At 71.8% G+C, this 21,375-nt stretch carries 19 protein-coding genes and 1 pseudogene; 9 read left to right on the top strand and 11 right to left on the bottom strand.

What is annotated here, in order from left to right; all coding sequences use genetic code 11:
* Positions 1–38: 38 nt before the first annotated feature.
* From WYO_RS07900 to WYO_RS07890, 3 genes are all read left to right on the top strand, one after another.
* Positions 39–1,244, top strand: coding sequence for a DUF2252 family protein (locus WYO_RS07900; RefSeq protein ID WP_007560971.1), 1,206 nt, complete (start codon positions 39–41; stop codon positions 1,242–1,244).
* A 383-nt stretch (positions 1,245–1,627) separates the two neighbouring features.
* Positions 1,628–2,590, top strand: coding sequence for an acetyl-CoA carboxylase carboxyltransferase subunit alpha (locus WYO_RS07895; protein ID WP_007560969.1), 963 nt, complete (start codon positions 1,628–1,630; stop codon positions 2,588–2,590).
* A 148-nt stretch (positions 2,591–2,738) separates the two neighbouring features.
* The gene (locus WYO_RS07890; protein WP_007560967.1) at positions 2,739–3,470 is read left to right on the top strand and encodes a DUF1796 family putative cysteine peptidase; all 732 of its coding nucleotides are present in this window, start codon (positions 2,739–2,741) and stop codon (positions 3,468–3,470) included.
* A 147-nt stretch (positions 3,471–3,617) separates the two neighbouring features.
* Here the strand turns inward: WYO_RS07890 and WYO_RS07885 are convergent, their stop codons facing one another.
* On the bottom strand, positions 3,618–4,556 hold the full coding sequence (locus WYO_RS07885; RefSeq protein ID WP_007560965.1) for a LysR family transcriptional regulator: 939 nt from the start codon (positions 4,554–4,556) through the stop codon (positions 3,618–3,620).
* 107 nt (positions 4,557–4,663) lie between these two features.
* On the opposite strand from WYO_RS07885, the gene WYO_RS07880 reads away from it, so the two are divergent.
* On the top strand, positions 4,664–6,262 hold the full coding sequence (locus WYO_RS07880; protein WP_007560963.1) for an MFS transporter: 1,599 nt from the start codon (positions 4,664–4,666) through the stop codon (positions 6,260–6,262).
* On the opposite strand, the gene WYO_RS07875 is transcribed toward WYO_RS07880, so the two are convergent.
* Positions 6,150–7,052, bottom strand: coding sequence for a LysR family transcriptional regulator (locus tag WYO_RS07875; RefSeq protein WP_007560961.1), 903 nt, complete (start codon positions 7,050–7,052; stop codon positions 6,150–6,152). The two genes, WYO_RS07880 and WYO_RS07875, sit on opposite strands and share 113 nt — an antisense overlap.
* A 96-nt stretch (positions 7,053–7,148) precedes the next feature.
* On the opposite strand from WYO_RS07875, the gene WYO_RS07870 reads away from it, so the two are divergent.
* The gene (locus WYO_RS07870; protein WP_007560959.1) at positions 7,149–8,324 is read left to right on the top strand and encodes an MFS transporter; all 1,176 of its coding nucleotides are present in this window, start codon (positions 7,149–7,151) and stop codon (positions 8,322–8,324) included.
* Positions 8,325–8,491: 167 nt separating this feature from the next.
* Here WYO_RS07870 and WYO_RS07865 read toward each other — a convergent pair whose 3' ends face one another.
* A complete protein-coding gene (locus WYO_RS07865; protein ID WP_007560958.1) occupies positions 8,492–8,743 on the bottom strand; it encodes a DUF1640 domain-containing protein in 252 nt (83 codons plus the stop codon).
* A gap of 473 nt (positions 8,744–9,216) precedes the next feature.
* Between WYO_RS07865 and WYO_RS07860 the strand changes: the two genes are divergently transcribed.
* Positions 9,217–10,677: a L,D-transpeptidase family protein gene (locus tag WYO_RS07860; RefSeq protein ID WP_007560956.1), complete on the top strand. Its 1,461-nt coding sequence runs from the start codon at positions 9,217–9,219 to the stop codon at positions 10,675–10,677.
* A 61-nt stretch (positions 10,678–10,738) separates the two neighbouring features.
* Positions 10,739–11,863: pseudogene (locus WYO_RS32460) on the top strand (histidine kinase dimerization/phosphoacceptor domain -containing protein); the annotation flags it as partial.
* 39 nt (positions 11,864–11,902) lie between these two features.
* On the opposite strand, the gene WYO_RS30775 reads toward WYO_RS32460, so the two are convergent.
* Entirely contained in the window at positions 11,903–12,076 is a 174-nt protein-coding gene (locus tag WYO_RS30775; RefSeq protein WP_091863769.1) for a YqaE/Pmp3 family membrane protein, read from the bottom strand.
* A 228-nt stretch (positions 12,077–12,304) separates the two neighbouring features.
* Here WYO_RS30775 and WYO_RS07850 point away from each other — a divergent pair, with 228 nt between their 5' ends.
* The gene (locus WYO_RS07850; RefSeq protein ID WP_007560952.1) at positions 12,305–12,592 is read left to right on the top strand and encodes a type II toxin-antitoxin system RelE/ParE family toxin; all 288 of its coding nucleotides are present in this window, start codon (positions 12,305–12,307) and stop codon (positions 12,590–12,592) included.
* A gap of 4 nt (positions 12,593–12,596) precedes the next feature.
* Positions 12,597–12,881: a HigA family addiction module antitoxin gene (locus WYO_RS07845; RefSeq protein WP_007560949.1), complete on the top strand. Its 285-nt coding sequence runs from the start codon at positions 12,597–12,599 to the stop codon at positions 12,879–12,881.
* Positions 12,882–12,997: 116 nt separating this feature from the next.
* Here the strand turns inward: WYO_RS07845 and WYO_RS07840 are convergent, their stop codons facing one another.
* From WYO_RS07840 to ppsR, 7 genes are all read right to left on the bottom strand, one after another.
* Positions 12,998–14,584, bottom strand: a complete 1,587-nt coding sequence (locus WYO_RS07840) for a c-type cytochrome (protein ID WP_007560947.1) — start codon at positions 14,582–14,584, stop codon at positions 12,998–13,000.
* A 22-nt stretch (positions 14,585–14,606) separates the two neighbouring features.
* Complete coding sequence (locus WYO_RS07835; RefSeq protein ID WP_007560945.1) at positions 14,607–14,954, bottom strand: hypothetical protein; 348 nt, start codon at positions 14,952–14,954, stop codon at positions 14,607–14,609.
* Complete coding sequence (locus WYO_RS07830) at positions 14,954–15,454, bottom strand: TspO/MBR family protein (protein ID WP_007560943.1); 501 nt, start codon at positions 15,452–15,454, stop codon at positions 14,954–14,956. The genes WYO_RS07835 and WYO_RS07830 overlap by 1 nt, the downstream gene beginning before the upstream one ends.
* Entirely contained in the window at positions 15,451–16,665 is a 1,215-nt protein-coding gene (locus WYO_RS07825) for a geranylgeranyl diphosphate reductase (protein ID WP_007560941.1), read from the bottom strand. Before WYO_RS07825 ends, WYO_RS07830 begins: the two co-directional genes overlap by 4 nt.
* A gap of 4 nt (positions 16,666–16,669) precedes the next feature.
* The gene (locus WYO_RS07820) at positions 16,670–17,989 is read right to left on the bottom strand and encodes a BCD family MFS transporter (protein WP_039902515.1); all 1,320 of its coding nucleotides are present in this window, start codon (positions 17,987–17,989) and stop codon (positions 16,670–16,672) included.
* 443 nt (positions 17,990–18,432) lie between these two features.
* On the bottom strand, positions 18,433–19,317 hold the full coding sequence (gene chlG, locus WYO_RS07815; RefSeq protein WP_007560937.1) for a chlorophyll synthase ChlG: 885 nt from the start codon (positions 19,315–19,317) through the stop codon (positions 18,433–18,435).
* Positions 19,318–19,918: 601 nt separating this feature from the next.
* A complete protein-coding gene (ppsR, locus tag WYO_RS07810; RefSeq protein ID WP_007560935.1) occupies positions 19,919–21,364 on the bottom strand; it encodes a transcriptional regulator PpsR in 1,446 nt (481 codons plus the stop codon).
* Positions 21,365–21,375 lie beyond the last annotated feature (11 nt).

Here is a 21,375-nt window from a genome sequence, read left to right as displayed (position 1 = left end):
GGTTCGGATCGGGTGCAGCAGAGGATCGGACGACGCGGATGGATATGCAGGTGCCGGCCCGGTCTGGGCGCGAGGCGAGCGAGCTGGAACAGCGCCGCCTGTGCAAGATCGCTTCCTCGCCGCACGCCTATGTCCGGGGCAGCACCGCGCAGTTCTACGACCTGATCGCCGCCATGCCGGCCGGCACCCTGCCGGAGGGGCCGCCGGTCTGGATCTGCGGCGACGCCCATCTCGGCAATCTCGGCGCGGTCGCCGGCCCCGACGGGCGGATCGACATCCAGATCCGCGACCTCGACCAGACCCTGGTGTCGAACCCGGCCTTCGACCTCGTCCGGCTGGCCCTGTCGCTCGTCACCGCCGCGCTCAACGCGACCCTGCCGGGCATCGTCACCGCCCGGATGATGGATGCCATGGCGGTGGGCTACGCCGACGGCGTTCTCGATCCCGAACAGGCCGAGCGGGGCGTCGCCGAATCCGAGATCGTCGCCACCACGCGCCGCCGGGCGCTCGGTCGACGCTGGCGCCACCTGTCCCGGGAGCGGCTCAAGGGGAAGGATGCCCGCCTGCCGCGCGGCGACCGGTTCTTCGACCTTGACGCCGCCGAGCAGGAGGCGTTCGAGGCGCTGAGCCGCGACCCGGAGGTGCACCGGCTGGTCCTGGCGCTCGGCGGCGCCGAGGCCGGGGCGGGGATCCGGCTGCTCGATGCCGCCTACTGGATCAAGGGCTGCAGCTCGCTCGGCCGCCTGCGCTACGCCGGCCTGGTGGAGATCCTGGGCGGCGACCGCCCGCATCTCGCCCTCCTCGACGTCAAGGAGGCGGTGCCGTTCCTGGCCCCGGCCGCCCCGGGGGCCGACATGCCGGCCGACCCGGCCGCCCGGGTCGTGGCCGGCGCCCGCGCCCTGTCGCCGAATCTCGGCGACCGGATGGTCGCCACGCATTTCCAGGGCACCCCGGTCACGGTCCGCGAGCTGATGCCGCAGGATCTCAAGATCGACGCCGAGCAATTCTCCCGGGGGGAGGCGGTGCGGGTCTCCGGCCATCTCGCCGCCATCCTGGGCCGCGCCCACGGCCGCCAGATGTCGGCATCCGACCGCCAGGCCTGGAGCGACACCGTGCGCGCCCCCGGCCAGGGCCCCGACACCCCCGGCTGGCTCTGGTCCGCGGTGACCGACCTGATGGGCGCGCACCAGCGCGGCTACCTGGAGCATTGCCGCCGCATCGCCCGGGAAGAGCTGGCGGCCTGATTTTTTTGGGATTGGGTGGGCTGGCCGTGTTGAACGCTGGCCGGTCGATATGACGGATGGCGCTGGTCGCAGGTCGCCCATCGCGAGCGGGTAGCTGGAGTCACGGGCTTCTGGACGAGGCGCGGGTCCCCTCTCCCGCACGGGAGAGGGGCCTGCCGCGCCCTGCATGAGCTCGTGCCGAGACGCCCCGCGCACCTCACGAGACCGCGCGCCTCGGCCTGACGCATCCTTCCGCCACCACAACTGCGCCGCCGAAAAATCCCACCCCGGGATGCGCGTGCAAAGCTGCTCGAACCCGGCGCCGGTTGACACCACACCCGCCATCGCCAACACCTCGCGCCCGCCGCTTCCGGAGCGGCGAACCCGGGAAGACCTGTGACACGATGGCGGTGACGCGCACCTACCTCGACTTCGAGAAGCCGGTTGCCGAGCTGGAGGCCAAGCTCGAGGAATTGCGGGCGGTCGGCGAGCGCGACGGCGCCGTCTCGATCTCCGAAGAGGTCGGCCGGCTGGAGGCTAAGGCCGGCCAGGCCCTGGCCGAGATCTACGCGAGCCTCACGCCCTGGCAGAAGACCCAGGTGGCCCGCCACCCGCAGCGCCCGCATTTCGTGGATTACTGCGCCGGGCTGATCACCGAGTTCACGCCGCTCGCCGGCGACCGCAGCTTCGGCGAGGACGAGGCGATCCTGGGCGGCTTCGGCCGCTTCCGCGGGCGCCCGGTCCTGGTGCTCGGCCAGGAGAAGGGCGCCACCACCGAGGCGCGGCTGCGCCACAATTTCGGGATGGCCCGGCCCGAGGGATACCGCAAGGCGGTCCGGCTGATGGAGACCGCCGACCGGTTCGGCCTGCCGGTGATCGCCTTCGTGGACACGGCCGGCGCCTATCCGGGCATCGAGGCCGAGGAGCGCGGCCAGGCCGAGGCCATCGCCCGCTCCACCGAGGCCTGCCTGGCGCTGGGCGTGCCCAACGTCGCCGTGGTGATCGGGGAGGGCGGCTCGGGCGGCGCCATCGCGCTCGCCACCGCCAACCGGGTGCTGATGCTGGAGCACGCGATCTACGGGGTGATCTCGCCGGAGGGCGCCGCCTCGATCCTGTGGCGCGACCAGGGCCGGGCCCACGAGGCCGCCACCGCCATGAAGATCACCGCCCAGGACCTGCTGCGGCTCGGCGTCATCGACGGGATCATCCCGGAGGCCACCGGCGGCGCGCATCGCGACCGCGAGGCGGCGATCCGCGGCGCGGGCGACGCCATCGCCGAGTCGCTCGCCCAGTTCGAGGGCCTGACCCCGGTGGAGATCCGCGACCGCCGCGCCGAGAAATTCCTCGCCATCGGCCGGACCCTGTGAGTCCGACGGCCGAAACTTTTGACGTTCGAGGCGTTCGGCCGTCGGCAAGCGCGAATGCGCGTCGCCGCCGGCAAGCTTGCGCGGCCTGCGTACACTTGGCTGCGTGCGGCGGACCGCCCTGGAGGCGTCAGCCGCAAGGGCGAACCGTATGACGTCCCCCGGCGCGACGGGCGGCCTGCTGGGCGCCCTCGGGCGGCTCCTCGGGCGGCGCGACGCGCGCGAGCCGGGCGGGCACAACCACGTCTCGCTCGGCTGCAATTGCCAGATGGCGCACGTGCTCAAGACCCTGGACCTGCGCCATTGGTCCGGCCCGCTCGACTGGATCTTCTCCATGCCCGGCATGGTCCGGGACTGCCTGGACGACGATTTCGCCGCGCTCACCGACCGGGACCAGCTCGAGAGCATCCCGGAAGCGGAGCGGCGCGGCCCCGACATCTGGCGCGGCCGGCACCGGCTCTACCGGGAGCGGCACGGGCTCGAATGCGTGTTCAACCACCATGACCCGGCGGCGAACGCGGCGGATTACGCCTTCCTGACCGAGGGCGTGCGCCGCCTGCGCGTGGCCCTGGACACGCCCGGCACCGAGAACCGGTTGTGGATGATGACCCATCTGCACACGCCCCGGGAGACGATCGAAGCGATCGACGACCTCCTCGGCCGCCGGGCGAGCCGCAACCACCTGACCTTCCTGCAGCTCCAGCCGGAGCATCCCGGGGTGGCGGTGGTGGAGGCCGCGGACCTCCGGCCGACCTTGCGCTGGCTGACGATCCAGACCCGCTCGACCCCAGTCGGCCTGCGCCTCGCCGACCCGGCCGAGGACGCGCAGCTCGTGGAGATCATCCGCACCGAGGCGGCACGGCGGCCGGTTTTGTTCGCGTAGGGCGCGATCGCCCCGGGGCCGGGCTCCCTGTATTCCAGATCTCCCCCTCATCCTGAAGCGGCGTCGCGAAGCGAAGCCCTCGAAGGCGCCCTCCAGCCAGCGGCGCGATCCCCGGAGCCCGCCTTCGAGGCTCACTGGGTTCGCATCTCAGGATGAGGGGGTGGGTGGGAATGTTTCGGCGCAGCAGCCGCCGGGTCCAGCCTCTTCGGCCTTAAACAACCGCGCGCTCACGAAATCCACGAAGGCACGCAGCCGGGCCGACATGTGCCGCCCGGACGGCCACAGGATCGAGAATTGGCCGGGATCGGTGAGGTACGGGTCGAGGATCCGGATCAGGGTGCCAGCGCGCAGGGCCGACTCCGCCAGGAAATCCGGCATGCAGCCGATGCCCAGGCCGCCGATCGCGGCGGCGCGCAGGGCCTCCATGTTGTTGCAGGTGAGCGCGGTGCGCAGGCCCGCGGGCGGCGGCTCGGCGAGGGTCCAGTCCTGCAGCTTGCCGGATGTGGGGAAGCGGAAGCGCAGGGCGGCGTGGCCCGCCAGCTCGGCCGGGTGCCGGGGCGTGCCGGCCCGGTCGAGATAGGCCGGCGCGGCGCAGAGCACGAACCGGAACGGGCCGAGGCGCCGGGCCATCAGGCGCGAATCGACCAGGCTGCCGCTGCGGATCGCGGCATCCATGCCGGATTCCACCAGGTCGACCTGGCGATCGTTGAAATCGAGCTCGAGCTCGATCTCGGGATAGAGCGCCCGGAACTCCGGCAGCACCGGCAGCAGGAAGCGGTAGCCGACGATCGGCAGGCTGATCCGCAGGATGCCGCGCGGCGCCCGCCGGCTCTGCGTGACCAGCGCCTCGGCCTCGCGCAGGTCGTCGAGGATCGCCCGGCAGCGGGCCTGGAGCAGGGCGCCCTCCTCGGTGAGCGAGACCCGCCGGGTGGTCCGGTGGAACAGGCGCACCCCGAGTTCCGCCTCGAGCCGCGCCACGGCCTTGCCCACCGCCGAGGCCGACAGGCGCAGGTCGCGCCCGGCTTCGACGAAGCTCAACCGCTCCGCGCTGCGCACGAAGGCCGCGATGTCGCCGAGGCTGTTCATGCCGGGCGATTAGAGCGTCCCGGTCCGGAATGAAAGGACTAGGCGCGGGATTAACGGCGCCGGTTCCGCGAGCGAGGGTCCCGGCTCGTCCCGACCGGAGCCCGTCCATGCCCGACACCCCACATCCCGCCCCGACGGGCGACCCGCTGGTCCTGGCCGCGATCTGCCTCGCCGCCCTGATCCTGCCGCTCAGCTTTTCCGCCGGCGCGGTGGCGACGCCGTCCATCGGGCGCGAACTCGGCGGCTCGCCGGAGGCGCTGACCTGGATCACCAACGGCTTCATGCTGACCTTCGGCAGCCTGCTGATGGCGGCCGGGACCCTGGCCGACCGCTACGGCCGCAGGCTGGTCTTCACGGCGGGCGTGGCGACCGTCACCGGGTTTTCCCTGGCCCTGGGATTTGCCCCCGCGCTCTGGGTGGTCGACCTGCTCCGGGCCGGGCAGGGAATCGGCGCCGCCGCCGCTCTCGCGGGCGGCACCGCGGCGCTCGCCCAGGAATTCGACGGCCATGCCCGCACCCGGGCCTTCAGCCTGCTCGGGACCACCTTCGGCGTCGGCCTGGCCTTCGGCCCGATCGTCACCGGCTTCCTGATCGCCGGCGCCGGCTGGCGCGCGATCTTCCTGGCCGGTGCGCTGGTGGGCGCGGCCGCGCTGGTGCTCGGGCCGCCGCGGATGCGCGAGACCCGCGACCCGCATGCGCGCAGCCTCGACTGGCCGGGGACGGTGAGCTTCACCGCGATGCTCACCGCCCTGACGGTGGCGGTGATCGAGGCGCCGGGCCGCGGCTGGGACAGCCCGGCGCTGCGCGGGCTGCTCGCGGCCGCCGCGCTGCTCCTCGCAGCCTTCGTGATCATCGAGACCCGCGCCGCCCGGCCGATGCTCGACCTCCGCCTGTTCCGCTACAGGCGCTTCGTCGGCGTGCAGATGCTGCCGGTCGCGACCTGCGCGGGCTTCGTGGTGCTGCTGGTGCTCCTGCCCCTGCGCTTCATCGGCATCGAAGGCCGGAGCGAGATGGAGGCCGGGTTCCTGATGCTGGCGCTCTCGGCGCCGATGCTGGTCGTCCCGATGGCGGCCGCCGCCCTGGCGCGGCGCGTCCCGCCCGGCCTGCTCTCGGGGCTCGGCCTGCTGGTGGCGGCAATCGGCCTGGTCTGGCTCGGCTTCATCGAAATCGGCAGCCGCGCGGTTCTGGCGCCGATGCTGCTCATCGGCCTGGGCAGCGGCCTGCCCTGGGGCCTGATGGACGGCTTGTCGGTCGCCGTCGTGCCCCGGGAGCGCGCCGGCATGGCGGCGGGCATCTTCGGAACGGTCCGGGTCGCCGGGGAGGGCGTGGCGCTCGCCCTGATCAGCGCGGCGCTCGCCGGCCGCATCGCGGCGGAGCTGCGCCGGATCCCGGGCCTGCCCGACGCGTCCCGCGCACAGGCGGGCCAGCGCCTGGCGGTGGGGGATCCGGACGCCGCCCGGGCGCTGCTGCCCGGCCTCGACGACGCCACCCTGACCCAGGCCTACCAGGCGGCCTTCACCACCCTGTCCTGGACCCTGGCCGCCCTCACAATCGCCTGCGCCGTGGCGGTGCTCGCGCTGCTCGCGGCGCCGCTCACCCCCCGCGCATCCGCTCCGCCAGAAAATCCACCAGCACCCGCACCCGGGCCGGCATGGCCGGTCCGCCCACGAACACCGCGTGGATCGCCTCGCGGTCCTGGGGATTGAACGGCTCCAGGAGCGGCACCAGCCGGCCGGCGGCGAGGTCGTCGGCGACGTGGAAGGTCCCGACCCGGGTGATGCCGACGCCGCCGAGCGCCAGCTGCACCAGGGTCTCGCCGTTATTGGCCGCGATCGTACCGCGCACCGGCAGGATGACGTCGCGCTCCGCTTCGCGGAACGGCCAGCCGGGCTCGCTCCGGCGGAAGGTGAAATCCAGGCAGTTGTGGTCGGCGAGGTCGGCGGGCCGGCGCGGGGTCCCGGCTCGGGCGAGATAGGCGGGGGCGGCCACCACGGTCCGGCCGGTCTCGCCCAGCCGCCGGGCGGTGAGCGGGCTGTCGGCCAGGGGGCCGAACCGGATGCCGATATCGGCCCGGCCGCCGAGCACGTCGGCGATCTCGTCGCTCAGGTCGATCTCGACCACGATGCCGGGATGGCGGGCCACGAACGCCCCGAGCAGCGGCACGATCACCAGCCGGCCATGGGCGGTGGCGGCGCTGACCCGGACCCGCCCGCGCGGGCAGCCCCGGTCGGACAAAGCTGTCTCGGTCTCGTCGAGATCGGCCAGGATGCGCCGCGCCGCACGCCCGTAGGTCTCGCCCTCGGCGGTGAGGCGCAGGGTCCGGGTGGTCCGGACCAGGAGCTGCACGCCGAGCCGCGCCTCGATCCGGGCCACGACCCGGCTCACCGCCGAGGGTGTGAGCCCGAGCCGGCGCGCCGCCCCGGACAGGCTGCCGGCCTCCGCCACCGCCACGAACACGACCATGTCCCCGGCGCGATCGGCCTTGTCGCGCAGCATTCGTGCCTCTCCCGCACAGATCTTGGTCCCGCCGACAGGCTACTCCCCGCGCACCGAATCCGCCACGTGCGGGTCCGGAACAACCGGAGCCCCCTCATGGCGATCAATCCTCCCCTGTTGGCCCTGGCAATCGGCGCCTTCGGCATCGGCGTCACGGAATTCACCCCGATGGGCATGCTGCCGCTCATCGCCGGCGATCTGAAGACCTCGATTCCCGCGGCCGGCCTCGTGGTCAGCGCCTACGCGCTCGGCGTCCAGGTCGGCGCGCCGGTGATGACGCTGGCCGCCGCGCGGGTGCCCCGGCGCCGGCTGCTGGTCGGGCTGATGGCGATCTTCACCCTCGGCAACCTGCTCGCGGCCGTCGCCGACAGCTACGCCATGCTGGTCGTCGCCCGGCTGGTCACCGCGCTGAACCACGGCGCCTTCTTCGGCATCGGCTCGGTGGTGGCGGCCGGGATCGTGCCCCCGGAGCACCGGGCCGCCGCGGTCGCGTCGATGTTCTCGGGGCTGACGGTGGCGACGATCGGCGGCGTGCCGCTCGCCGCCTGGATCGGGGAGATGCTCGGCTGGCGGGCGGCGTTCTGGGGCATCGCGGGCGTCGGCGTGGTCGCGATGCTGGCCCTGCGCCTCGCGCTGCCGGAGCTGAAGGTCGAGGCCCGGGACGATATGCGGGCCGAGTTGCGCGTGCTCGGGCGCGGCCCGGTGCTCGCCGCCCTGGCGCTCACGGTGGTCGGCGCCAGCGCGATGTTCACGGTGTTCACCTACATCGTGCCGATCCTGCGGACCGAGACCGGCGCGACGACGCCGTTCATCACCGCGATGCTGATGCTGTTCGGGGTCGGCCTGACAATCGGCAACTGGCTCGGCGGAAAGCTGGCCGACCGGTCGGTGGACGGCACGATCATCGGGTCGCTGGTGGGGCTGGTCGCGGCGCTCGCCCTGTTCGCCTGGGGCATGCGCCTGGAGGGCGGCGCGGCGCTGCTGATCCTGCTCTGGGGCGTGGCGAGCTTCGCCCTGGTGCCGCCCCTGCAGATGCGGGTGATGGAGAAGGCCGGCGGAGCGCCCAACCTCGCCTCGGCGATGAATATCGGCGCGTTCAACCTCGGCAACGCGATCGGAGCGGCCGTGGGCGGCGGCGTGATCGATGCCGGGCTCGGCTACACGACCGTGCCCCTCGCGGGCGCCGCCTTGGCGGCGCTGGGGCTCGTCTTCCTGTTGTGGCTGCGCCGGGACGGACGGGTGCGCGCCACCGCCGCGGCGAGCTGCGGATAATCTCTTCGGATCACGGGCCTGCAGCCACCCTTGGAGGTCCCGGATTCAAAAGGTCCGGGACCTTTTGCGGGTCCAGGGCGGAGCCCTGGGTCGAGCGAAGCTCGATGCCATCGGGGCTCCGCCCCGAGACCCCGCCAAAGGGCTGAGCCGTTTGGAAACCCGGTCCGTCAGTGCATGGTGCGCGACAAAGCTACGATCGCGCCGACGATGACGATCGTCTGAAAGCCGATTGAGCCGATCACCCATTTCATGATGTCGACCTTGGCCTCGGCCAGATCGGTCTTCGTGACGAGGTTCGCGAGATCGGCATCGCGGCTCTCGCGGATCGCGCTGGTGATCGCCTCGGCCTGATCCTCGGACAGACCGGAGGCCTTGAGCCGGCGGACCAGGGCATAGGTGTCGAGCGAGAGCGCCGTCATGGCCGACGCCAACCGGTTCCGGCCGCCGTAAGGCCTGGATCGATCCGGATACCGGTGCCCATCGCTCGCTGATTCCGCAGCCGTTGCCCGTCATCGAAAGCTGGCGATTCTACCGAACCGGCGCAAGCCGGCCGGTGCAGCATGCGTCTCGTCATCGATAAGGCAGACGGATCAATCACCCCGTCATTCCGGGGCCACGAAGCGGCGCCCCGGAATGACGGAGTGGACGCGTGGGCGTCTGAGCCGCCTACGAAGCCGTGGGGAAAGAATTTTCGTCGCCGCGGATCCGACCCAAAAGGCCTTCTCCCGCAGGCCCGGCGGCATCGCCGTCCACCGGAGACTCCGGTGCAGTGTTGCACCCGGGCGCTTGCGGTAACAAAGGTGCAAGCTTAACGAGCCTATTGGGTTGGGGAGTGGCCCCCGATGTCGGCTATCAAAAGGCCGCCGGGGGCACGAAGACGACGAGGTTCCCCATGACGGCGCGTCTCGCGACTGCGCGACTGCTGGCGGCCGCTTCCCTGCTGGCCCTTGCTCTGGCCGGCTGCCAGGACAGCTCCGGGATCAGCGGCCCGACCGCGCGCAGCATCGCGCCGATCGCGCCCCAGACGCTGGCCCTGATGCAGACCAAGGGCATGCAGCAATCCGACCCGATCCTGATCCGCGCCTACAAGAAGGAAGCGGAGATGGAGGTCTGGAAGCGCGGCAGCGACGGGCGCTACGCCCTGCTGAAGACCTACCCGATCTGCCGCTGGTCCGGTCAGCTGGGCCCGAAGGTCCGCGAGGGCGACCGGCAGGCGCCGGAGGGGTTCTACACGATCACCCCGGGGCTGATGAACCCGAATTCCTCGTACTACCTGTCGTTCGACACCGGCTTCCCGAATGCCGTCGACCGGGCCAACGGCCGCACCGGCAAGTACCTGATGGTCCACGGCACCTGCTCGTCGGCGGGGTGCTTCGCCATGACAGACGCCACCATCGCGGAGATCTACGCGGTGGCCCGGGAGGCGTTCATCGGCGGGCAGCGCAGCTTCCAGTTCCAGTCCTACCCGTTCCGGATGACGGCCCAGAACATGGCCAAGTTCCGCAACGACCCGAACATGCCGTTCTGGCAGAACCTCAAGGAGGGCTCGGACTATTTCGAGGCCCTGCGTGAGGAGCCGAAGGTCGGCCAGTGCGGCACCAAATACGTGTTCGGCGGCTCGGACGCGGCGGCCGGCTCGTGCAAGCCGAAGGTCGACCCGGTCGTGGCCGAGAAGCGCGAGCGCGATGAGCGCGAGGTCGCCGAACTCGTGGCCAAGGGCACCCCGGCGGTGCGGGTCGTCTACCAGGATGGCGGCCAGAACCCGGTGTTCCGCCCGCAGAACAATGCCAGCGCCTTCGCGAGCCTCGGCGGCACCGAGACGGTGCTGCCCTACGACGCCAAGGAGTTCGGCCGGCACAATCTCGGCGATGTCAGCCGCCCCGAGACCCTGGCGGCCGGGCCGCAGGAGATCGAGATCGGCCCGAAGGGCCAGCCGACCATGATGGCGGCCGCCGAGCCGGCGCCGTCCAAGGCCGCCGCCAAGCCCGTCCGGGGCCAGAAGCCAGCCGTCGCGACGCTCATGGCCAACCGGGCCGAGCCCGACCGGATCGAGACCACCGCGTCGGTCTCCGAGAAGCCGGCCCGGATCGCGGTCGCCGATGCCGACGGCGATCCGGCCAGCTACCAGAAGCTGCTCGGCTCGCTGTTCGACAAGGAGAAGCCCGCCCCCGCCACCCCGGCGGTGGATGCCGCCGTAGTGCCGGATGCGGCCAAGCCGGCGCAGGCCGCTGGGGCGGTCGCCCCGAAGGCGGCGGCCAAGCCGCACCCGGTGAAGACCGCGAAGGTCGAGACCAAGTCCGACCCGAAGCTCGCCCTGCGCAAGGGCGAGCCGGAGGCCAAGGCCAAGCCCTGATCGGCCGCCGGGGCCGGCGACCGGGATTTGGCAGGGGCGCCCTCCCGGCCTACGGTCACCCATGAACGACTTCCAGCCGGGCCTCGACGACACGGATGCGCGGCGGCTCGCGGAGCGTCACGTCGAGGCGATCCGCGAGCACGGGGGGATCTTCGTCGACGCGGTGCGGCTCACCCGCATGCCGATGATGGTCACGGACGCCGCCCTGCCGGGCAACCCGATCATCTTCGCCAACCAGGCCATGGTGGAGCTTTCGGGCTACGATCCCGAAGAATTGCTCGGGCAGGACCCGCATTTCATGAACGGGCCCGGGACCGACCCCGCGGCGATCCGGGATTACGAGGCGGCGATCCGCGAGAACCGCAGCGCGACCCTGGAGATCGAGCAGTACCGCAAGGACGGCACGCGCTACCGGGCGATGCTGTTCGCGAGCCCGCTGGATGACGGGCAGGGCAGCGTCACCAACCATTTTCTCTCGTACCTGGACATCACCCGGCGCTTCGACGCCGAGACGCGGCTGAAGGCGCTGGCCGCCGAGCTGGAGGCGCGCGTCGCCGAGCGGACCCGCACGCTGGAGGCGGCCAACGACCGGCTGACGAAGCTCGCGGCCGAGCGCGAGATGCTGCTGGTCGAGGTGAACCACCGGGCCAAGAACAGCCTGTCGATCGCCGGGGCCCTGCTGCGCCTCCAGGGACGACGCCACCCCGATCCGGCCGTGACGGCCCTGTTCGACGAGACCCAGGAGCGGCTCAACGCCATGGCGCGGGCGCATGATCTGCTGAGCCGGTCGGACCATGTCCAGCAGGTCGATGCCGGCCGCTACGTCACCGACCTGTGCACCGCGCTCACCGCGATGGCCGACGGCGACGACCGCATCCGCCTGGACGCGACCGTGGAGCCGGGGATCGCGATCAGCGCCGACACGGCGATCCCCCTCGGGCTGGCGCTCACCGAGCTCATCACCAACGCGATCAAGTACGCCTTCCCGTCCGGCCGCTCCGGCACGATCGGGGTCGGGCTCCGCCGGGACCGGCCGGGCTCGGTCGCTCTGGCGATCCGGGACGACGGGGTCGGGATGGCCGGCCCGCGCGAGGGGTCGCTGGGCTTCAGCCTGATCCGGTCCCTGGTTCAGCAGATCGACGGCGCGCTCGACATCCGCGGCGACGCCGGCGTGCGCGTGACCATCACCTTCCCGGATCTGCAGCCCGCCACTAGAGGCGGCCCGTCAGAGCAGCGGCCGCTCGCGGTTCATCAGCCAGAGGGCGTGGACTGTGCCGGGCAGCCAGCCCAGCACCCAGAGCAGGATGTTCAGCAGGAACTGGATGCCGAACCCGGTGGTGACGAGCACCGCCACCGGCGGGATGAAGATCGCGAGCAGGATACGGACGAGGCTGGACACGGGCACTCCGGGGCTCAGAGCCTGAGGGATCCCGGCTCAACCGAAGCTCGGCCTTGTCCGTTCCCGGGGAGGGCAGCGGCAGCCCCCGCCCGGGCATTCCCGAGCGCCCCAGGCGAGCCTGGAATTGTCCGTCGAAGGTAACCGGGCGGAGTCTGAAGCGCCCACTCCCGAACCCTTGTCCCTCCACACCGTGTCTGATACGCATTACGTACAACGTAGCACTTGGCGATGATCCAGAGTTTCGCGGACAAGGATACGGAGGCGCTTCACCGCCACGCGACCTGTCACCGGCGATGGCGTGCCTTCAAAACCGTCGCTCTGCGCAAGCTCGACATGATCGACGCCGCGGCGGCGTTGGGCGACCTGCGTTCCCCGCCCGGCAATCAGCTCGAGAAGCTGAGCGGGGACCGCGGGGGACAGTGGAGCATCCGCATCAACGACCAATGGCGCATCTGCTTCACCTGGGGCGACACCGGCCCCGAGAACGTCGAGATCGTCGATTATCACAGAGGATGACCCCATGCCCCGCCTGCGCACGCACCCCGGTGAGGTTCTGCGCGAGGAGTTCATGGCGCCGCTCGGATTGAGCGCCAATCGCCTCGCCGCCGAGATCGATGTCCCGCCCAACAGGCTCAGCGAGATCGTTCGCGAACGCCGCGGCGTGACCGCGGATACCGCGCTTCGCTTGAGCGTCCGGTTCGGGACGACACCCCAGTTCTGGCTCAACCTGCAGACCGCGCACGACCTTTCGCGTGCAGAGGCCGAGACGGACCTTTCGAAGGTGCGGCGCTACGAGCCGGCCTGAACGCCCGAGACGGCACGCCCGTAGAACCAGACAACACAAGCGTGGCAGATCAAGCGGTTGCTTCGTTCCCCTGCAACGACGGGCGCGGCGCACCACGCCCCGCCCGTCCAAAAAGATCAGTTCTTCGCCGGCGGCGTGGTCGCGGTGGGGACGTTCGCCGCCTGCTTCTCCGGGTTCTTCACCTGGCTGTAGGCCACGTTGGCGAAGGAGCCGATCACCGCGGGCCAGCTCGGGTTGGCGTATTGCGGATCGTCGCGGCCGACCTTGCAGAAGGCGGTGGTCAGAGCGTTGACCAGGTCGTCGTCGTTGGCGCCCGTGTCGGCCGCCTTGATCTGCGGCACAAGGCGGACCAGGGTCGGCACGAAGTCCTGCTGCTTGAGGCCGGTGAGGGTCGCCGCGACGCCGACCTTGTCGAAGGCCGCCTTCAGCGTGTCCTGCTCGATCTCGGCGCAGGGGGCGGTCCCGGCCAGCATGGTCTTGGTGGCGGCCCGGGCCTCGGAGGCCTTGTTGCCGGTCACCGGGGGCGCCTTGTTGCCCCAGGAATTGCGGATGTAGTCGGTGACGTTCTTGACCTCGACATCGGTCATCTGCTGGCCGATCGCGACCATCGGGGCGTAGCCGCTCTGGGCGGCCAGCCCGCCATAGATCACCCGCAGCACCGTCTCGGGCCCGTCCGACATCACCGAGGTGTTGCCGGCGAGCGCCGGGACCGCGCCCTCGATGCCCTTGCCGTTCGGCTGGTGGCAGGAGGAACAGTAGGTCAGGTAGGTCGAGGCGCCCGGCGCGTCGGCGGTGTCGAAGGCGGCGAGATCCTTGGGCTTGTAGGTCTGCTTGGCCGGGACCGTGCGCAGATAGGCGACCATCGCCTTCAAATCCTCCTCCTTCACCTTGGAGAGGGATTCCATGATGGTCTGGCGCATCGGGCCGGCGGCGACGCCGGGGCGGTCGCCCGGGGCGGTGCCGGTCTTGAGGTAGGTCACCACCTGCTCGTCGGTCCAGGCGCCGATGCCCTGGTGGCCGTCCGGGGTGATGTTGGGGGCGTACCAGCCGTCGATCACGCCGCCTCCGAACCGGCCGGCGAAGCTCGAATTGCCGACGAGCTTGTTCTCGTTGTGGCACATGGCGCAGTGGCCGAGCCCCTCAACGAGATAGGCGCCGCGGTTCACCTCGGCGCTGGCATTCGGATCGGGCTTGAACCGCTCGTCGGTGAAGAAGGCCGTCCGCCAGGTCACGAGCGCGGTGCGGACGCTGAACGGGAACGGGATCTGGCTCTCCTGCCGCTTCTCGTTCACCGCCGGAACCGACTGGAGATAGGCCCAGATCGCCTTGGTGTCCTCATCGGTCACCTTCGTGAACCAGCCGAACGGGAAGGCCGGGTACAGGTAGCCGACGTTCTTGCTGTAGCCGTGCCGGAACGCCTGATCGAAATCCTCGTAGCTCCAGTTGCCGAGCCCGGTCTCCTTGTCGGGGGTGAGGTTGGGGGTCATGATCACCCCGAACGGCATGTTGAGCGCGTAGTTGCCGGCCAGGAACTTGCCGCCCGGGGCGGTGTGGCAAGCGGCGCAATCGCCCATGGTCACGAGGTACTTGCCGCGCTCCACCGGGTCGGAACTGTCCTGCGCCAGGGCCGGGAACGCGAGCAGCAGGCCCGCCAGAATCGGGGCCGCGGCGCGGCCGGAGGAGAGGGCATTCGTGCGCTGCATGGCGACCGCTCCCGAGCCGTCTTTATAGGTTTTCCAGGGTGCTGGCCGAGAACGCGGCGCTTTGCGGCGTTGTTCCTGGCTGCAACGGGGTGCGGCGATGCGCCGTGGCGCCCGCCCGGAACCGAAATCCGAGATCGGTGAGGTGGGCCAGGAGGCCCGCCAACATCCAGCCGGCGACCACGGGCCAGCCGGCTCCGGTGAGGGCGGCGCGCAGAGCCAGCATCAGGGCCGCCCCGGAGACGAGGTTGGCCAGCAGCGCCGGCAGGGCCACGCCCCGGCGCCGCGCCAGCCAGGCCAGCAGCAGCGCCTCGGCAGCGACCAGCGCCAGGATCGCGTCGACGATCCGGCCCGAGGCGAACAGGGCGTCCATCAGGCGAGCCCCCGGAACGGCGCATTGAGGCGCACGATCCGCAGGTTCAGGCAGGCGGCGACGCTGACCCAGGCGAGGTAGGGCAGGTTCATCAGCCCGGCCGCGGCGGAGACCCGGCCGGTGACCAGCACCAGCACGGCGATCGACAGCCACAGGGCGGCAACCTCGGCGAGCGCCCAGTCGGGCCGGCGGAACCGGAAGAAGAGCACGCTCCAGGCGATGTTGAGCACGCCGTTCACCGCGTAGGCGGCAACCAGCAGCAGCCGGGCGATGGGATCGGGATCGCCGTTCCAGGCCGTCACGGCCGCGATGGTGGTGAGCAGGAAGATCACGGTCCAGACCGGCCCGAAGGCCCAGTCCGGCGGCTTCCAGGCTGGGACGCGCAGGCGCCGGTACCAGGCATCCGTCCGGGTCGCGACCCCGCCGGCCACGGCCACCAGGATCGCCGCCACGGCCGCGACCGCGGGCGGCCCCCAGCCCTCGGAGCCCAAAAAGCTCACGGGGAGACCCAGCGGAACAGGTGGGCGAGGTCCTTGAAGAAGATCCGCGCGTGGGCGGCGGGCTTCGCGCGGACCAGCTCCTTGTTCATGTAGCTGTCCCAGGTGAGCTGCTGGACGTCCTTGTCCCGGCAGATCGACACGAACCGCTCGCGCAGGCCGTCGCTGCGGTACCAGACCCACTGCATCATCCCGAGGATCCAGAACACGCGGCCGTGCAGCTTCATGAAGCGGCGGCGGGCCAGCGCGAGGGCCCGGACATCGCCGGTGGCCAGGAAGCTCTTGGCCGCCTCCGCGGAGAGCTGGCCGCCCAGCATCGCGTAGTAGATGCCCTCGCCGGAGGCCGGGGCGACGACGCCGGCAGCATCGCCCGCCAGCAGCACGTCGCGGCCGTTGTCCCAGCGCTTGAGCGGCTTGAGCGGCAGGGGCGCGCCCTCCCGGCGGATCGTCTCGGCGCCGTCGAGGCCGGTGGCGACGCGGAGCGCCCGGATCGAGGAGCGCAGCGAGAAGCCCTTCTTCGCGCTGCCGGTGCCGATGCTCGCCGTCTCCCCGTGCGGGAAGATCCAGCTGTAGAAATCCGGCGAGTGCCGGCCCTGATAGTAGACGTCGCAGCGGGCGGCATCCACGGCATCACCGCCGGGCGCGTCCGCGGCCGGTACCCGGACGATCTCGTGATAGGCGAAGACCTGTTTCATCCGGTCGTGGCCCGGCACCTGGGCCCGGCCCACTGGCGAGCAGGCCCCGTCGGCGCCGATCACCAGCCGCGCCCGGATCGCGTGGCGGGCCTGTGCCTCGCCCTTGCCGGTGGTGAAATGGACCAGCGGCAGGCCGTCATCCGGCCGGGTGATCTTGTCGTAGGCCGCCTCGCGCAGGTCGGCGCCGGCCTGCTGAGCCCGGGCGCGCAGCCACGGGTCGAAATGCTGGCGGTCGACCATGCCGACGAAGCCCTCGCCCACCGGCATGTCCACGGCCTTGCCGCTCGGCGCCACCATCCGGGCGGAGCGGATTTTGGCGACCAGCAGGGAATCGGGAATCGCGAAGTCGCGGATCAGCCGGGGCGGGATCGCGCCGCCGCAGGGCTTGATCCGGCCGGGCTTGTCGAGGAGCAGCACCGCGTGCCCGGCCCGGGCCAGCTCGGTCGCTGCCGTGGCCCCCGCGGGACCGCCGCCGACCACGACGACGTCGTAGGACGCATCACCTTGCAACCGAGCCATCGCGTCACCTCGCGCCGAGGATGGGATTGAGCGGGACGGAACCGCGGCCCGGGGACCGGACGGGCTCGAGCCGCAGGGCCAGCACCACCGCGACGAGGAACAGGATTCCCTCGGCGGCGAAGACGGCGGCGTAAGCCTGGACCGGCTCGGCCGTGATGAGCCGCACCGCATCCACGGCGGCGGCGCCCAGGAAGCCGCCGGCCCCGAAGGCGATGCCCTGGGCCGCGCCCCAGACACCCATGCGGGTGCCCCGCTCCCGTGCGTCGCCGCGGCCGGCGAGCGCCATCATCGAGCCGATGGCGGCGACCGCGTAGGCGCCGTTGGCGACCCCCAGCGCGAACACCACCGGCCGCAGGGGCAGGAGGTCGCCGCCGGCGGCCAAGGCGAACAGGGCGGCGGCCGAGCCGGCACAGCCGAGCGCGATCCAGAGCCGGAGGGAGGCGAGGGGGGTGCCGCGGGCCGCGAGCGTCACGCCGGCGACCAGCAGCATCCCGGCGAGCACCCCGCCATGCTGCAGCCCGGCGAGCTTGGTGGTGGCCCCGGGACTCATGGCGAAGGTCAGGCCGGCATAGGGCTCCAGGATCAGCTCCTGGGCGCTGTAGGCCAGCATCGAGACGAAGACGAAGATCGTGAAGGTCCGGGCCACCGGATCGGCGAGCACATGGGCCAGCACCGTGAAGAACGGTTTTCTGGCCGCCTCGGGCTCCGGCGCCCGCACCGGCAGGCGCCGCTCGACGCCGGCCAGCGCCAGCACGGCGACCGTGAAGGCGATGGCCGAGACCGAGCCGGAGACCGCGACGAGGCGCAGGCCCGAGAACGGATCCAGGAAGTGGCCGGCGAGCGGCGCCGTCAGGGCGAAGCCCAGAATCATCATCACCCAGACGATGGTGGCGGCCGCCCCCCGCCGGGCCGGCGCGACGCCCCCCGAGAGCAGCACCAGCAGGGAGGTCCCGGCCGCCCCGGCGCCGATCCCGACGCACAGGAACGACAGGGCCGCCAGGGCGAGGCCGAGCGCGAGATCGGTGGCGGCAAGCGCCGTGCCGCAGGCCGCCCCGAACCCGCCGAGGCAGAGGGCGGCCATCCCGCCGACGATCCAGGGCGTGCGCGTCCCGCTTCGGTCCGAGCCGTAACCCCAGCGCGGGCGCAGCACCTGCGCGGCGTAGTGCAGGGCGACCAGGAACCCCGGCACCAGGGCGGGGAGCGCCAGCTCCACCACCATCACCCGGTTGAGGGTGGCGGTCATCAGCACGACGACGCTGCCCAGGGCGGTCTGGACCAGGCCGAGGCGGACGATCTGGGGCCAGCCCAGGCCGTCTTCGGACACGGCGTCGCTTCTCCCTCCCTCCTTCCCGATCTCGGGCTTGCCCGAGATCGGCATCCCGCCTGCCCAAGTCGGGCAAGCCCGACTTGGGTTGGGGGAGGGTGACCCCCGAAGGGAGTCGGGAGAGGGGAGCGCCGCATCCTGACAGGTCGCGACAGGCTTGAAATCCTGCACCGTCGCGCTGCCCCTCTCCCGACCCTCGCTGACGCGAGGCCCACCCTCCCCCGTAGAGGGGGGAGGGTGAGGCGCGTGGGTCGGCCCGGTGCTCTCATCGAGCGCCGAAACCGCGACACGCCCCCTCTCCCGTGCGGGAGAGGGTTGGGGTGAGGGGTGCGACCTCTCCGGACAAACCTGTCCCCTCACCCTGTCCCTCTCCCGCTCGGGAGAGGGGACCCGCGACGCATCCGTCAACGAGGCGAAAGCCGCACGCGGATCGGAAGGAGTCATCACGCCCCTCCCACCAGCGGCCGCAGCGCGAAGGCGGCGACCAGCATGCCGAGCACGTAGAGGGTCGTGCCGGTGCCGTTATACCAGGCCGCCCGCTCGCGCGGGCTCTTCAGGAACCGGGCCATCAGGGCGAACTGGCCGGCGAGCAGGGCGGCGACCAGGGCGGCGTGGCCCTGGCGCTCCCAGGCGAGCAGCAGGCCGATCACCACGACCTGCGGCACCGCCATGACCAGGCAGGCGAAGCGGGCGGCCCGGTCGGTGCCCATCTGGACCGGCAGGGACAGGAGCCCCATGCGCCGGTCGCCCTCCACGGACTTGAAGTCGTTCAGCGTCATGATCCCGTGGGCGCCGATGGAATAGAGCAGGGCGACGAGCAGCACCCGCCGGTCGGGCAGGGCGGCGGCCATCACGGCGGCGCCGGTGAACCAGGGCAGGCCCTCGTAGCAGAGCCCGACCGCGGCATTCCCCCACCACCCGTTTTTCTTGAGACGCAACGGCGGGGCGGAATAGATCCAGGCGAGCACCAGCCCGAACAGGGCGGCTCCCAGGATCCACGGCCCGAGCGCCGCGGCGACCAGCAGCGACAGCAGCGTCCAGCCGAGGGCCAGGTAGAGGCCCCAGCGCCCGGGGATCCGCCCGGAGGGAATCGGCCGGCCCGGCTCGTTGATCGCGTCGACATGCCGGTCGAACCAGTCGTTGGCCGCCTGACTGGTGGCGCAGACCAGCGGCCCGGCGAGCAGGACGCCCGCGGCGATCACCGGCCATTGCCCGTGGGCCGGCTGCCCGGACGAGATCACCCCGCAGGCGAACGCCCACATCGGCGCGAACCAAGTGATCGGCTTGAGAAGCTCGACAACGGCGCTCGGGGCGGGCGTGGTAGCCATCCCGGCACGCTACCGGGGCGACGGGGCGTGTCAAGCTGGATTTACACTTCGCGGCAAAATGTCGATCCGGCTTGGCGAACAAAGCGCCCCAGCATGCCGACGAATACAAAATCCAACACCGGCTTTGGCCGGACACGATCGTGTCAAGGGATGGTCGATTCGTCGAAGGGTAGAAGTTCTTAAACTTAGCCTTCGAAGAGTCTGCCCGGGTTCGCCGCAGCAACTCTTCGACGAGTCGCACGGGCGATCCCGCCCTCACGGTCGCGTCTGCGCCGGATCGGTGCGGATGCGCCGACGCCATCCGGCCCACGGGCTCTGCCCCGATCGGGCGCCGCCCGCCGCCTGCTGCGCTACGCTCGCAATGACCGTGGGATTTGCGGCGGCCCGCCCGGGCGTCCCGATCGCACCCGCATCCCGATAGGCTGCGCAGCCGCCGCACAGGAGCCCTCCAGCCGGCCGCGCGATCCCTGGACGACTCCTTCGAGGCCTACGCTACGCTCGGGCGCACAGGATGAGGGAATGGGCTGGCAATCCCGCCCATCCCCTCGTCGCCACGGCCCAAGCCAGGCCGAAGACCCCGCATCCTGAACCGCAGCAGGAATCAATCGTCTTCGCCGGGGGCGTCGAGGTCGCCGACGCCGTAGCGGCGCATCTTGGCGTAGAGGCCCTGGCGGCTCAGGCCGAGCATCTCGGCCGCGGAGGCGCGGTTGTCCCGGGTGATCCGCAGGGCCGCCTCGATGCAGAGCTTCTCGATCAGGTCCGTGGTCTCGCGGACCAGGGTCTTCATCGAGACCCGGCCGACCAGCTCGGCCATCTGCTCCACCGAGCGCGGCACGTCGCGGCTGCCGGCGAGCCGGCCCTCGGGGATCCGCCGGGGCGCGGAGCGGATCGCGAAGCCGAGGCACGGCCGGGACCCCGGCACCGAGACGGCCGCGACCTCGACATCCTCGACGCCGCCATAAGTCCCCCGGATCACCGTGGCGAAGCGGCGGACCGAGCCGTGATCGACCAGGCTGGCGAACAGGGCCTGGGCCTCGGTATCCTCGCGGCCGAGCCACTGGTCGAGGGGCCGGCCCCGGGCCTGGCCCTCCGTGGCGAGCTGCGCCAGTTCCAGGAAGGCGGCGTTGGCCATCAGCACCCGGCGGTTGGAATCGGTGACCACGAAGCCCTCGGGCATCGCCTCGATCACCGCCCGGGTCGGGGCCTCCTGGTCGGGGCTCGCCTCGGCGGCGGCCGGATCGGCCACAAGCCGCATCAGCGCGCTCGGGCCGCCCTCGCCGCGGAACAGCGAGACCGAGACCGTCACCTCGCCGCGCCCATGCGGCAGGGTCGCGCGCACCTCCCCGGCCTGGCCGGTCGCCCGCAGGGCGGCGAATTGGGCCTCCAGCGAGCGGGCGCTGCCGGCCTCGAACAGGTCCACGGCGTCCTGGCCGGCGAGCCGTTTGGCCGGGCGGCCGAGCAGGCGCGCGGCGGCGGGATTCGCCTCGACGACCCGGCGGGTGCCGGCATCGACGACCAGAACCGGCTCGCCGGAGATCTGGAACAGCAGCCGGTAGCGGGTCTCTGAGGCGCGCAGGCGGTCGTAGTCGCGCTCCAGGGCCTGCTGGGCATCGGTGAGCCGGCGCTGGAGCGCGGCCACCGCCCGCATGTCGCGGCCGAGGATGAGGATCGGCCCGCCCTCCACGGAGCGGAGCGAGGCGTAGCGGATCGGCAGGTCGATGCCGCTGGGGGAGGGGTGGTTGATCTGCCGCCAGCGGGTGATGCCGCCGGTCTGGGCGTCGCGCAGCAGCGCGTCCACCTTCGGCCGGCTCTCGACCGTCACGGTGTCGATCCAGCGCCGGCCCAGCCAGCCGGGGATGTTCTCCGCTTCCAGATCGGCTGCCGCGGTGGCGTCCCGGATCACCCCGTCGGCATCGACCACGAGGGACAGGTCGGCCGAGGCCGCGACCAGACGTCCGACCGCCTCTCCATCGAGGTGGCCGGCCACCTGGAGCAGCGCCGCAGGGGGCGGCTGCGGGGTGGGGTGAGGCTGGGGCGTCACGGTCACCGTAATGTGAT

Origin of the sequence: Methylobacterium sp. GXF4 (genome assembly GCF_000272495.1) — a bacterium.
Lineage (GTDB): Bacteria > Pseudomonadota > Alphaproteobacteria > Rhizobiales > Beijerinckiaceae > Methylobacterium > Methylobacterium brachiatum.
The sequence above is the reverse complement of the archived record's forward strand: the minus strand, read 5'-3'. Positions and strand labels throughout refer to the sequence as shown.

Excerpts from the sequence above, each read along its gene's own strand:
- WYO_RS07900 (WP_007560971.1), top strand. The coding sequence starts at position 39 with ATGGATATGCAGGTGCCGGCCCGGTCTGGGCGCGAGGCGAGCGAGCTG.
- WYO_RS07895 (WP_007560969.1), top strand. The coding sequence starts at position 1,628 with ATGGCGGTGACGCGCACCTACCTCGACTTCGAGAAGCCGGTTGCCGAG.
- WYO_RS07890 (WP_007560967.1), top strand. The coding sequence starts at position 2,739 with ATGACGTCCCCCGGCGCGACGGGCGGCCTGCTGGGCGCCCTCGGGCGG.
- WYO_RS07885 (WP_007560965.1), bottom strand. The coding sequence starts at position 4,556 with ATGAACAGCCTCGGCGACATCGCGGCCTTCGTGCGCAGCGCGGAGCGG.
- WYO_RS07880 (WP_007560963.1), top strand. The coding sequence starts at position 4,664 with ATGCCCGACACCCCACATCCCGCCCCGACGGGCGACCCGCTGGTCCTG.
- WYO_RS07875 (WP_007560961.1), bottom strand. The coding sequence starts at position 7,052 with ATGCTGCGCGACAAGGCCGATCGCGCCGGGGACATGGTCGTGTTCGTG.
- WYO_RS07870 (WP_007560959.1), top strand. The coding sequence starts at position 7,149 with ATGGCGATCAATCCTCCCCTGTTGGCCCTGGCAATCGGCGCCTTCGGC.
- WYO_RS07865 (WP_007560958.1), bottom strand. The coding sequence starts at position 8,743 with ATGACGGCGCTCTCGCTCGACACCTATGCCCTGGTCCGCCGGCTCAAG.
- WYO_RS07860 (WP_007560956.1), top strand. The coding sequence starts at position 9,217 with ATGACGGCGCGTCTCGCGACTGCGCGACTGCTGGCGGCCGCTTCCCTG.
- WYO_RS07850 (WP_007560952.1), top strand. The coding sequence starts at position 12,305 with ATGATCCAGAGTTTCGCGGACAAGGATACGGAGGCGCTTCACCGCCAC.
- WYO_RS07845 (WP_007560949.1), top strand. The coding sequence starts at position 12,597 with ATGCCCCGCCTGCGCACGCACCCCGGTGAGGTTCTGCGCGAGGAGTTC.
- WYO_RS07840 (WP_007560947.1), bottom strand. The coding sequence starts at position 14,584 with ATGCAGCGCACGAATGCCCTCTCCTCCGGCCGCGCCGCGGCCCCGATT.
- WYO_RS07835 (WP_007560945.1), bottom strand. The coding sequence starts at position 14,954 with ATGGACGCCCTGTTCGCCTCGGGCCGGATCGTCGACGCGATCCTGGCG.
- WYO_RS07825 (WP_007560941.1), bottom strand. The coding sequence starts at position 16,665 with ATGGCTCGGTTGCAAGGTGATGCGTCCTACGACGTCGTCGTGGTCGGC.
- chlG (WP_007560937.1), bottom strand. The coding sequence starts at position 19,317 with ATGGCTACCACGCCCGCCCCGAGCGCCGTTGTCGAGCTTCTCAAGCCG.